Genomic DNA, 11928 nt, shown 5'->3' with positions numbered 1-11928 from the left:
GCCCGGCCGGATGGCCGGCAGATCGGCGCCGATGGCGTCGACGATCGTATAGCCGGGCAGCAGCGCCGCGAGTTCGGCGAACTGGTCGGGGCCGGGCCGGCCGGGTAGAGCATCGAAGCCGCGTGTAAGCTCCTGCAGGCAGAGCACGTCGAAATCGCCGAGCCGGCGGATGGCCGCGACGGTGCGGGGAAGATCGACGACGCCGTCCGCGTCCCGACCCCATTGGATGTTCCAGTCGATCAATCGCATGGCCGAGTCTCCTTGGTCTGGTGCTGCGAGCAGAACCCGTGCCGTCGGTGGGGCCGCGCTGCGGGCAATGGGAGGCGGTCCTCAGTCGCTCACGCGCGGCGCAGCGCGGCATCGGCCTGCGCATCGGCAGCGGCGCTTGCGCGACGAAAGCACGCGACGGGGGCCTTCGTCGTCTACAATCTCGCCTTCTTCAACGTTTGTCAGGAAAAGCTGGTGTCCGAAGCCGTCCCCACTTCTGCGCGCAAATCGAAAAATGCGCCCGTCGCGCCCGGGCCTGCCCCGGTTCTCGAGATCGAATCGCTCGACATGGAAGCGCGCGGTGTCGGCCGCACGATGACCGAGGACGGCGAGCCGGGCAAGGTGATCTTCGTCGAAGGCGCGCTGCCGGGCGAACGCGTGACCTATTCGAGCTATCGCCGCAAGCCGAGCTACGAGCAGGCGACGGTTGTCGACATTCTGCGCCCGAGCGTCATGCGCACCCAGCCGAAGTGCACGTTCTTCGGCACCTGCGGCGGCTGCTCGATGCAGCATCTCGACATGCGCGCGCAGGTGGCGGTCAAGCAGCGCGTGCTGGAAGATAATCTGTGGCACCTGGCGAAGCTGCGCGCGGAAACGATGTTCGCGCCGATCCACGGCCCGTCGTGGGGCTATCGCTACCGGGCGCGCCTGACCGTGCGCAACGTCGCGAAGAAGGGCGGCGTGCTGGTCGGCTTCCACGAGAAGAAGAGCAGCTACGTGGCCGACATGACGAGCTGCGAAGTGCTGCCGCCGCATGTGTCGGCGATGCTCGTGCCGCTGCGGCGGCTCGTCGAGGGGCTGTCGATTCGCGACCGGATGCCGCAGATCGAGCTCGCGGTCGGCTCGACCGTCACGGCGCTCGTGCTGCGCGTGCTGGAGCCGATCAACGCGGACGACGAAGCGCTGCTGCGCGCGTTCGCGGACGAGCACAAGGTGCAGTTCTGGCTGCAGCCGAAGGGGCCGGACACGGTGACGCCGTTCTATCCGCTCGACGTGTCGCTCGACTACACGCTGCCGGAATTCGGCATCCGCATGCCGTTCAAGCCGACCGATTTCACGCAGGTCAATCACCAGATCAACCGCGTGCTGGTGGGCCGCGCGCTGCGCTTGCTCGCGCCGTCGCGCGACGATCGCGTGCTCGACCTGTTCTGCGGGATCGGCAACTTCACGCTGCCGCTCGCGCGGCTGTCGCGCGAAGTGATGGGCATCGAGGGCAGCGACACGCTGACCACGCGCGCGCTGGCGAACGCACGCGAGAACGGTGTCGACGGCCACACGACGTTCGCGTGCCGGAACCTGTTCGAGGTGACGGGCGACGATCTCCGTGCGCTCGGCGCATTCGACAAGTTCCTGATCGACCCGCCGCGCGAAGGCGCGCTCGCGGTATCGAAGGCGCTGGCCGAGATCGCGCAGAGCGGCGCAGGCCCGTTGCCGAAGCGCATCGTCTACGTGTCGTGCAACCCGTCGACGCTCGCGCGCGATGCGGGCCTGCTCGTGCACGAGGCCGGCTACCGGCTGAAGGGCGCCGGGGTCGTGAACATGTTCCCGAATACGTCGCACGTCGAATCGATCGCGCTGTTCGAGCGCGACTGAGCCGGGCGGCGGACGTAAAAAAACCGGCCCGCGGGCCGGTTTTTCATGGTGCGTGCCGAACGTCAGTTGCGGTTGCCGCCGAAGATGCCGAGCAGCGCGAGCAGGTTCGTGAACACGTTGTACAGATCGAGGTAGATCGCGAGCGTGGCCGAGATGTAGTTCGTCTCGCCGCCGTTCACGACGCGCTGGACGTCGAACAGCATGTAGGCCGAGAAGATCGCGATCGCGAGCACCGACACGGTGAGCATCAGCGCGGGCAGTTGCAGGAAGATGTTCGCGACCGACGCGAGCAGGATCACGATCACGCCCATGAACAGCCACTTGCCGAGCCCCGAGAAGTCGCGCTTGCTGACGGTGGCGATCGTCGCCATCGTGGCGAAGATGATGCCGGTGCCGCCGAACGCGAGCATGATCAGCGACGGGCCGTTCGAGAAGCCGAGGATGAAGCTCAGCAGCCGCGACAGCATCAGGCCCATGAAGAACGTGAAGCCGAGCAGCACGAACACGCCGGCCGCGCTGTTTTTCGTCCGCTCGATCGCGAACATGAAGCCGAACGCGATCGCGAAGAACGCGAGCAGGCTCATCATCGGGCTCGTGGCCGCGAACAGCGAGAAGCCCGTCGCGACGCCGACCCAGGCGCCCAGCACGGTCGGCACCATCGATAGCGCGAGCAGCCAGTACGTGTTCCGCAGCACGCGGTTGCGAACCTCGGCGGTGCTGACGGAACCGCCGCGGCCGAAATTGTACGGATAGTCGTTCATGGTTTCTCCTAACATTGAACGCGTGGGCGTCCGGGGCCGGTTCGGCGCGCGCGATGTGCGGCGCAGCAAACCGGGGCAGCTATGGCTAAGATAGGTTCCGTGCCGGGAGGTTTCAATGGCCCGGCGGCACAAAACATATGGATTCTGAACCTTTCATTCGTGTAAGGGTTCAATCGCAATGATACACGGGATCGTGCTACAATAGCGGATTCATTTGAACCTGTAACTTCTTAATTTTTTGGAGTTTTTATGGCAATCGAGCGCACCCTGTCGATCATCAAGCCGGATGCGGTGGCAAAGAACGTGATCGGCCAGATCTACAGCCGTTTCGAAGGCGCCGGCCTGAAGATCGTCGCATCGCGCATGGCACACCTGTCGCGTGCTGACGCAGAGAAGTTCTATGCAGTTCACGCAGCGCGTCCGTTCTTCAAGGATCTCGTCGATTTCATGATCTCGGGCCCGGTGATGATCCAGGTTCTGGAAGGTGAAGGCGCGATCCTGAAGAACCGCGACCTGATGGGCGCGACGGATCCGAAGAAGGCGGAAAAGGGCACGATCCGCGCCGACTTCGCCGACAGCATCGACGCGAACGCCGTGCACGGCTCGGACGCTGCGGAAACGGCAGCGGTCGAAATCGCGTTCTTCTTCCCGGAAATGAACGTTTACTCGCGTTAAGCCCTGGCTGACAGCAAGTAGGCAGGATTCAGCGCACGCGGCAAGGCAGCACATCATGACGAGCGAAACTTCCGTCAATCTTCTCGACTTCGACGCCGAGGGTCTTGTCGCGTACTGCGGCAGCCTGGGCGAGAAGCCGTTCCGCGCCAAGCAGTTGCAGCGCTGGATCCACCAGTACAACGCCGGCGATTTCGACGGCATGACCGATCTCGCGAAGTCCCTGAGAGAAAAGCTCAAGGGCCGCGCGTCGATCGTGATGCCGGACATCGCCAGCGATCACGTTTCCACCGACGGCACGCGCAAGTGGCTGATCGACGTCGGAAACGGCAATGCGGTCGAAACCGTGTTCATCCCGGAAGAGACGCGCGGCACGCTGTGCGTGTCGTCGCAGGCCGGGTGCGCGGTGAACTGCCGCTTCTGCTCGACGGGCAAGCAGGGCTTCTCCCGCAACCTGTCGACAGCCGAAATCATCGGCCAGCTCCGGATGGCCGAATTTGCACTGCGAGCGTCGCTGGGCCGCGCGCCCGGCCCGAACGGCAAGGCCGAACGGGTCGTCACCAACGTGGTGATGATGGGCATGGGCGAGCCGCTCCTGAATTACAGCGCGGTCGTCCCCGCGATGCGGCTGATGCTCGACGACAACGCGTACGGCCTGTCGCGCCGTCGCGTCACGCTGTCGACGTCCGGCGTGGTGCCGATGATGGACCGCCTCGGCGCCGAGTTGCCGGTCGCGCTGGCCGTTTCGCTGCATGCGCCGAACGACGCGCTGCGCGACGAGCTGGTGCCGCTCAACAAGAAGTATCCGCTTCGCGAGCTGATGGCTGCGTGCCAGCGTTATCTGAAGGTCGCGCCGCGCGACTTCATCACTTTCGAATACTGCATGCTCGACGGCGTCAACGACACCGAAGCGCATGCGCGCGAACTGCTGGCCGTCACGCGTGACGTGCCGTGCAAGTTCAACCTGATCCCGTTCAATCCGTTTCCGGAATCGGGCCTCATCCGCTCGAAGCCGGAGCAGATCAAGCGCTTCGCGCAAGTCCTCATCGACGCGGGTGTCGTCACGACCGTGCGCAAGACGCGCGGCGACGACATCGACGCCGCGTGCGGGCAGTTGGCCGGCGCGGTGAAGGATCGTACGCGCCTCGCGGAACGAACGGGCGCAGCAGGAAAAATCATCGAAGTTCGGGCAGTTTGACGGGGGCACCTGGCCGGGGTGCCCGAACCCTTTGGCGGTGCAACACGCGAATAGCGATCGGTCGCGGCGCCTCGGCGCCGCGCATGGTATGAACCGTTGCGGGTGCCGGCCGGCAGGAGTCGGCGGCAGCCGCCAGTGAAGAAGAATCGACGCGAGGACAAGGATGAGTGAGCCGCAGCCGTCTAACGGCGCAGAGACGAATGCCGCGAAGCCGGCACCGGCCGGACTGGAATCGCTGGCGGCGGTCGGCAGCCGGCTGGCGCAGCTTCGGGAGACGAAGGGCTGGTCGGTCGACGACGTGTCGGCGCGACTCAAGGTCGCGCCGCAAAAGCTCCGGGCGCTCGAGTCTGGCGACATCAGCCATTTGCCTGGGGTGACGTTCGCGCTCGGTGTCGTGCGCAGCTACGCGAAGATGCTCGGCGTCGATCCGGAACCGTTCGCGCAGGCGCTGCGCCGCGAGCGCGGGGTGCCGGAAGTCGACCTGTCGATGCCTGCGTCGTCGGGCACGGATCTGCCGCGCGGCCGCGTGTCGATTCCGCTGGGCGGCTCGTCGCGCCACCATCCTTGGCTGTGGGGAACGGGGATCGTTATCGTCGCGGTGGTCGCCGTACTGATGTGGCACACTGGCGGCGATTCGTCGAGCCTGCTCGCACGCTTCAAGGGCGGCGAGGCCGAGCATGCGTCGGCCGCGAGTGCGACGGCGGCATCGTCGTCGGCTGAAGAAGCGGCCACGAACGGCGCGTCGGCAGCGGTTGCGAATGAGGTTCCGGCCCCGGCTGCTGCATCGGCGACTCCGGCGCAGGCGATCGCGTCGGCCGTTCCGGCGCCTGCGGCCCCAGTCGCGACGGCGGCTGCGTCGCAGCCCGTGGCGGCAACGGCGGCGGCCAGCGCGGCCGCACCGGCCCAGCCGGCGAGCGTCGTGGTGGCGGCAGGCCAGTCGATGGTCGAACTGAAGGTCAAGCAGGATTGCTGGTTCAGCGTGCGCGACAAGAACGGCAAGGAGCTGTTCTCGGCGCTGGTGCGCGCCGGCGAAACGAAGCAGGTGGCCGGTGACGGGCCGTTCAAGGTCACGATCGGCAACAAGGCCGGCCTCGACGCGGTTGCGTTCGACGGAAAACCGGTCGATCCGGCAAAATATTCGGCAGCGCGGGGTAACGTGGCGCGGTTCACGTTGCCCTGACGTCAAGCGCCGTGGCGAAGGCCTGTCGTCGATCTCGGCAGGCCGTGAGGGCACGGCGCTTTTTCAATTCATGCGCCACGTTGCGGCGCATTCCGCGTAAATGGATCTATCGATGCAATCCGAAGCTCAATCCCCACGCAGCAGTCAGATTTGTTCAACCGAGCCGGTGTTCGGCGGGCATCAGCCGCGCCGCGTATCGCATGCGGTGGATGTCCGCTGGGGCGGGCAACTCGTGACGATCGGCGGCGACGCGCCGGTGCGCGTGCAGTCGATGACGAATACCGACACGGCCGATGCGATCGGCACGGCGATCCAGATCAAGGAACTCGCGAATGCGGGCTCCGAGCTGGTGCGCATCACGGTCAACACGCCCGAAGCCGCGGCCGCCGTGCCGGCGATCCGCGAGCAGCTCGACCGGATGGGCGTGACCGTGCCGCTCGTCGGCGATTTCCACTACAACGGCCACCTGCTGCTGCGCGACTATCCGGGCTGCGCCGAGTCGCTGTCGAAGTACCGGATCAACCCCGGTAACGTCGGTCAGGGTGCGAAGCGCGACACGCAGTTCGCGCAGATGATCGAGGCCGCGGCGAAGTACGACAAGCCGGTGCGGATCGGCGTGAACTGGGGCAGCCTCGACCAGGACCTGCTCGCACGCATGATGGACGAGAACGGCGCGCGCGCGCAGCCGTGGGACGCGCAGAGCGTGATGTACGAGGCGCTGATCCAGTCGGCCATCGGCTCGGCCGAACGCGCGGTCGAGCTCGGCCTCGGCCGTGACCGCATCGTGTTGTCGTGCAAGGTCAGCGGCGTGCAGGACCTGATCGCCGTGTACCGCGAACTCGGCCGCCGCTGCGGCTTCGCGCTGCACCTCGGGCTGACCGAGGCCGGCATGGGCTCGAAGGGGATCGTCGCGTCGACGGCCGCGCTCGGCGTGCTGCTGCAGGAAGGGATCGGCGACACGATCCGCATCTCGCTGACGCCGGAGCCGGGCGCGTCGCGCACCGGCGAAGTGATCGTCGGCCAGGAAATCCTGCAGACGATGGGCCTGCGCTCGTTCGCGCCGATGGTGATCGCGTGCCCGGGCTGCGGCCGCACGACGAGCACGCTGTTCCAGGAACTCGCGATGCAGATCCAGACCTACCTGCGCGAGCAGATGCCGGTCTGGCGCAAGGAATATCCGGGCGTCGAGAAGATGAACGTCGCGGTGATGGGCTGCATCGTCAATGGCCCGGGCGAATCGAAGCACGCGAACATCGGCATCAGCCTGCCGGGTTCGGGCGAGAACCCGGCCGCGCCTGTCTTCATCGACGGCGAGAAGGTCAAGACGCTGCGTGGCGAGCGGATCGCCGAGGAATTCCAGCAGATCGTCAGCGACTACGTCGCACGCAATTACGGCCGCACCGAGGCCCTGAACTAATTCGTCCACACACACGAACGATGACTGAACAGAAACGCAAGATCGAGAAGCTCACCGGCGTCAAAGGCATGAACGACATCCTTCCGCAGGATGCCGGCCTGTGGGAATTCTTCGAAGCTACCGTGAAATCGCTGCTGCGCGCGTACGGCTACCAGAACATCCGCACGCCGATCGTCGAACATACGCAGCTCTTCACGCGTGGCATCGGCGAGGTCACGGACATCGTCGAGAAGGAGATGTACAGCTTCACCGACGCGCTGAACGGCGAGAACCTGACGATGCGCCCGGAAAACACCGCGGCCGTCGTGCGTGCGTCGATCGAGCACAACATGCTGTACGACGGCCCGAAGCGCCTGTGGTACATCGGCCCGATGTTCCGTCACGAGCGTCCGCAGCGCGGCCGCTATCGCCAGTTCCACCAGGTCGGCGTCGAGGCGCTCGGCTTCGCGGGTCCCGATGCGGATGCCGAGATCATCATGATGTGCCAGCGCCTGTGGGACGACCTCGGCCTGACCGGCATCAAGCTCGAGATCAACTCGCTCGGCCTCGCCGAAGAGCGCGCCGCGCACCGCGTCGAACTGATCAAGTACCTCGAGCAGTTTGCCGACGTGCTCGACGAGGACGCGAAGCGCCGCCTGTATACGAACCCGCTGCGCGTGCTCGACACGAAGAACCCGGCGCTGCAGGACATCGCGCAAAACGCACCGAAGCTGATCGATTTCCTCGGCGACGAATCGCGCGCGCATTTCGAAGGGCTGCAGCGCCTGCTGCTCGCGAACAACATTCCGTTCAAGATCAACCCGCGTCTGGTGCGTGGCCTCGATTACTACAATCTGACCGTGTTCGAATGGGTGACCGACAAGCTCGGCGCACAGGGCACGGTCGCGGCCGGCGGCCGCTACGATCCGCTGATCGAGCAGCTCGGCGGTAAGCCGACCGCCGCGTGCGGCTGGGCGATGGGCATCGAGCGCATCCTCGAGCTGCTGAAGGAAGAGGATCTCGCGCCCGAGCAGGAAGGCGTCGACGTGTACGTCGTGCACCAGGGCGACACCGCGCGCGAACAGGCGTTCATCGCGGCCGAGCGTCTGCGCGACACGGGCCTCGACGTGATCTTCCACTGCAGCGCCGACGGCGCGCCGGCGAGCTTCAAGTCGCAGATGAAGCGGGCCGATGCAAGCGGCGCCGCGTTCGCGGTGATCTTCGGCGAAGAAGAGGTCGCGAACGGCACGGTGGGCGTGAAAGCGTTGCGCGGCGCGGGTGCGGAAGGGGAAAAGAACGTTCAGCAGACCGTACCGGTCGAAAGCTTGACCGAATTCCTAATCAATGCGATGGTTGCATCCGCCGAAGACGGCGACGACTGATCGCGCTGGCATCCGCTCGACAAGAAAAGCCTGAACAGGAAGGAATCGCTCGCCGATGAGTTATCACGACGAACAAGAATCGATTGAAAGTCTCAAGGCGTGGTGGGCCCGCTGGGGCAACCTCACCACGTGGATCGTGCTCGCGGCGCTCGTCGTCGCGGCCGGTTTCAACGGCTGGAACTACTGGCAGCGCCGTCAGGCTGCCGAGGCGTCCGGGCTGTACGAGCAGGTCCAGAAGGCTGCCGCCGCGAACGACAAGGCAACGATGGCCCGCGCGGCTGCCGACATGGAAGACAAGTTCGGCAGCACGCCGTATGCGCAGATGACGGCGCTCGCGGCCGCGAAGACGCTGTATGCGGCCGGCGATGCGGCCGGCGCGAAGGCTCAGCTGCAATGGGCCGTCGATCACGCCAAGGACGACGAGTACAAGCAGATCGCGAAGCTGCGTCTCGCGTCGCTGCTGCTCGACGAGAAGGCGTACGATGCGGGCCTCGCGCTGCTGTCGGGTACGCCAGTCGATGCATTCAAGGGCCTCGTGGCCGATCGTCGCGGCGATCTGCTTGCCGCGCAAGGCAAGACCGACGACGCGCGCGCGGCATACAAGCTCGCGCTCGACGGCCTGTCGAAGGACGACCAGTCCGCGCGCCAGCTCGTGCAGTTCAAGCTGGACGCGCTCGGCGGCTGAATTCCGGTCCCCTCAACCTCTTAACTCTGCTTCGCTAACCGATGAATTTGCTGAAACGTTACGCTGTGCCCGTTGCCTGCGCGGCGGCTGTCCTCGCTTTGACGGCTTGCTCGTCGTCGAAGGATGCGCGCCGCGTGCCGACGCCGCTCACCGAGTTCAAGCCCGTCATGGACGTGCAACAGGTCTGGAAGGCGAGCGTCGGCAAGGGCGGACGCTACCTGTTCTCGCCAGTGGCCGTGGGCGACGCGGTCTATGCGGCGGGCGAAAACGGTGCGGTCGAGAAGATCGACGCGAAGACGGGCCAGACGCTGTGGCGCTCGAAGGTCGGTTCGGACCTGTCGGCCGGGGTCGGCAGCGACGGCAACCTGACCGCGGTCGGTGCGTTGAAGGGCGGCGTGTTCGTGCTGGGCCCGGACGGCAAGCAACTGTGGAAGACCAGCGTGCAAGGCGAGATCTTCTCGCCGCCGCTCGTCGGCAACGGCCTCGTGGTCGTCCGCACGATCGACGGCCAGGTGATCGCGTTCAACGCGCAGACGGGCGAGCAGAAGTGGAACTACCGCAACCGTGCGGTGCCGCTGAACCTGCGCGTGTCGGCGGGCATGACGTTCGCGGGCGACGCGGCCGTGCTCGCGGGCTTCCCGGGCGGCGGTCTGGTCGCGATCAACCTGCAGACGGGTGAGCCGTTCTGGCAAACCCCGGTGTCGTTCCCGAAGGGCGTGACCGAAGTCGAGCGCATCAACGACGTCAGCGGCCCGCCGACGCTCGTGGGCGCGGAAGCCTGCGCGGTGACGTTCCAGGGGCAGCTCGGCTGCTTCGATGCAAACTCGGGCCGGCCGCTGTGGGAAAAGCCGTTCTCGAGCCGCAGCGGCCTTGCGCAGGACGATTCGGTGGTCGCCGGCGGCGACGACTGGTCGGTCGTCACCGCGTACGATGCGGCCACGGGCAACCAGCTCTGGCGCAACGACAAGCTGAAGAGCCGTGACGTCGGCGTGCCGTACCTGCTCGGGCATGCGGTCGTGATGGGCGACTACAAGGGCTTCGTGCACTTCCTGTCGCGCGAGGACGGCAGCTTCATCGCGCGGATGAAGACCGACGGCAGCGCGATTACGGCGGCGCCGGTCCTCGCGGGCAACACGCTCGTCGTGCAGACGAAGGACGGCGGCCTGTACGGGTTCCGTCCGCGCTGACGCGCAGGAAACAGGTGCGGCCGTGGCGCGGCGGGCAGGTCCCGCGTGCCGCGGCCGCGCGACTTGAAGGCGGCCGGCGTTCCCGGCCGCTCGGTATTTGAAAGGCAGTTCGAGACGAAAGACGACGGCGCGCAACGCGTGCCGGGCGCGCGCATCCGGCGCGGCGCGAATTCGTGATATTTTCATTCAGCGCAGCCGCCCGCAGCAGCGGGCCTCCCGCTGCTGCGCTTCACCGTAGAAAACACAGATGAAACCGGTCATTGCCCTCGTTGGGCGCCCCAATGTGGGGAAATCCACGCTGTTCAACCGGCTCACGCGCTCGCGCGATGCGCTGGTCGCCGACTTGCCCGGCCTGACGCGCGATCGCCATTACGGCGAAGGGCGCGTCGGCGAACGGCCTTACCTGGTCGTCGATACGGGCGGCTTCGAACCCGTCGCGAAGGACGGCATCCTGCACGAAATGGCGCGCCAGACGCGGCAGGCCGTCGAGGAAGCCGACGTCGTCGTGTTCATCGTCGACGGCCGTAACGGGCTCGCGCCGCAGGACAAGTCGATCGCCGACTACCTGCGCAAGACCGGCCGGCCGATCTTCCTGGTCGTCAACAAGGCCGAGGGGATGAAGTACACGGCGGTCGCGACGGACTTCTACGAGCTCGGGCTCGGCGATCCGCGCGCGATCTCGGCCGCGCACGGCGACGGCGTGACCGACATGATCAACGAGGCGCTCGAAGTCGCGTACGCGGGTCAGCCCGAGGAAGCGGACGAGGACGATCCGTCGCGCGGCATCAAAATCGCGATCGTCGGCCGGCCGAACGTCGGCAAGTCGACGCTCGTCAACGCGCTGATCGGCGAAGACCGCGTGATCGCGTTCGACATGCCGGGCACGACGCGCGATTCGATCTACGTCGACTTCGAACGTAACGGCAAGAAATACACGCTGATCGACACGGCCGGCCTGCGCCGCCGCGGCAAGGTGTTCGAGGCGATCGAGAAGTTCTCGGTCGTGAAGACGCTGCAGTCGATCTCCGACGCGAACGTCGTCATTCTTCTGCTGGATGCGCAGCAGGACATTTCCGACCAGGACGCACACATCGCCGGCTTCGTCGTCGAGCAGGGCCGCGCGCTCGTGATCGGCGTCAACAAATGGGACGGTCTCGACGACCACGCGCGCGACCGCGCGAAAGCGGATTTGACCCGCAAGCTGAAATTCCTCGACTTCGCGAAATCGCACTTCATTTCGGCCGCGAAGAAGACGGGCATCGGCGCGCTGATGCGCTCGGTCGACGACGCGTACGCGGCCGCGATGGCGAAGCTGCCGACGCCGAAGCTCACGCGCGCGCTGATCGAGGCCGTCGAGTTCCAGCAGCCGCGCCGTCGCGGCCCGGTGCGTCCGAAGCTGCGCTATGCGCACCAGGGCGGCCAGAATCCGCCGATCATCGTGATCCACGGCAACGCGCTCGACGCGGTGACGGAAACGTACAAGCGTTACCTCGAAAACCGATTCCGCGAAACTTTCTCGCTGACCGGGACTCCATTGCGCATAGAGTTCCGTTCGTCGAACAACCCGTACGCGGACAAGGGCTGAAGCACGCCCCGCAAGGCATCGG

General features: G+C 66.0%; 10 protein-coding genes and 1 pseudogene. 9 read left to right on the top strand and 2 right to left on the bottom strand.

Going from position 1 to position 11928, the window contains the following annotated elements; translation table 11 throughout:
• Nucleotides 1-249 (bottom strand): annotated as a pseudogene (locus tag JMF86_RS08870) (endonuclease); the annotation flags it as partial.
• Nucleotides 250-555: 306 nt separating this feature from the next.
• Between JMF86_RS08870 and rlmD the strand changes: the two are divergent.
• On the top strand, nt 556-1860 hold the full coding sequence (rlmD, locus tag JMF86_RS08865) for a 23S rRNA (uracil(1939)-C(5))-methyltransferase RlmD (RefSeq protein ID WP_034174708.1): 1305 nt from the start codon (nt 556-558) through the stop codon (nt 1858-1860).
• 62 nt (nt 1861-1922) lie between these two features.
• On the opposite strand, the gene JMF86_RS08860 is transcribed toward rlmD, so the two are convergent.
• Complete coding sequence (locus JMF86_RS08860; RefSeq protein ID WP_006484459.1) at nt 1923-2621, bottom strand: Bax inhibitor-1/YccA family protein; 699 nt, start codon at nt 2619-2621, stop codon at nt 1923-1925.
• A gap of 249 nt (nt 2622-2870) precedes the next feature.
• Between JMF86_RS08860 and ndk the strand changes: the two genes are divergently transcribed.
• From ndk to der, 8 genes are all read left to right on the top strand, one after another.
• Complete coding sequence (ndk, locus tag JMF86_RS08855) at nt 2871-3296, top strand: nucleoside-diphosphate kinase (RefSeq protein WP_006478674.1); 426 nt, start codon at nt 2871-2873, stop codon at nt 3294-3296.
• 55 nt (nt 3297-3351) lie between these two features.
• Complete coding sequence (gene rlmN / locus JMF86_RS08850) at nt 3352-4491, top strand: 23S rRNA (adenine(2503)-C(2))-methyltransferase RlmN (protein ID WP_011549686.1); 1140 nt, start codon at nt 3352-3354, stop codon at nt 4489-4491.
• Nucleotides 4492-4654: 163 nt separating this feature from the next.
• Nucleotides 4655-5671, top strand: a complete 1017-nt coding sequence (locus JMF86_RS08845) for a helix-turn-helix domain-containing protein (RefSeq protein ID WP_054927895.1) — start codon at nt 4655-4657, stop codon at nt 5669-5671.
• A gap of 112 nt (nt 5672-5783) precedes the next feature.
• Nucleotides 5784-7088, top strand: coding sequence for a flavodoxin-dependent (E)-4-hydroxy-3-methylbut-2-enyl-diphosphate synthase (gene ispG / locus JMF86_RS08840; RefSeq protein ID WP_006483314.1), 1305 nt, complete (start codon nt 5784-5786; stop codon nt 7086-7088).
• A gap of 20 nt (nt 7089-7108) precedes the next feature.
• Nucleotides 7109-8449 (top strand): histidine--tRNA ligase, encoded by a 1341-nt coding sequence (gene hisS / locus JMF86_RS08835; RefSeq protein WP_011549689.1) that lies wholly within the window; start codon nt 7109-7111, stop codon nt 8447-8449.
• 55 nt (nt 8450-8504) lie between these two features.
• Complete coding sequence (locus tag JMF86_RS08830; RefSeq protein ID WP_006478678.1) at nt 8505-9134, top strand: tetratricopeptide repeat protein; 630 nt, start codon at nt 8505-8507, stop codon at nt 9132-9134.
• Between the two features lie 41 nt (nt 9135-9175).
• Nucleotides 9176-10321 carry an outer membrane protein assembly factor BamB gene (gene bamB / locus JMF86_RS08825; RefSeq protein WP_011549691.1) on the top strand — a complete coding sequence of 382 codons (1146 nt, stop codon included), beginning with the start codon at nt 9176-9178 and terminating at the stop codon, nt 10319-10321.
• A 247-nt stretch (nt 10322-10568) separates the two neighbouring features.
• Entirely contained in the window at nt 10569-11906 is a 1338-nt protein-coding gene (gene der / locus JMF86_RS08820; protein WP_011549692.1) for a ribosome biogenesis GTPase Der, read from the top strand.
• The last annotated feature ends 22 nt before the right edge of the window (nt 11907-11928 follow it).

This window comes from Burkholderia sp. E168m15 (assembly GCF_016586105.1).
Lineage (GTDB): Bacteria > Pseudomonadota > Gammaproteobacteria > Burkholderiales > Burkholderiaceae > Burkholderia > Burkholderia orbicola.
Note: the sequence above shows the minus strand (reverse complement) of the source record. Positions and strands in the feature narration are given on the sequence as shown.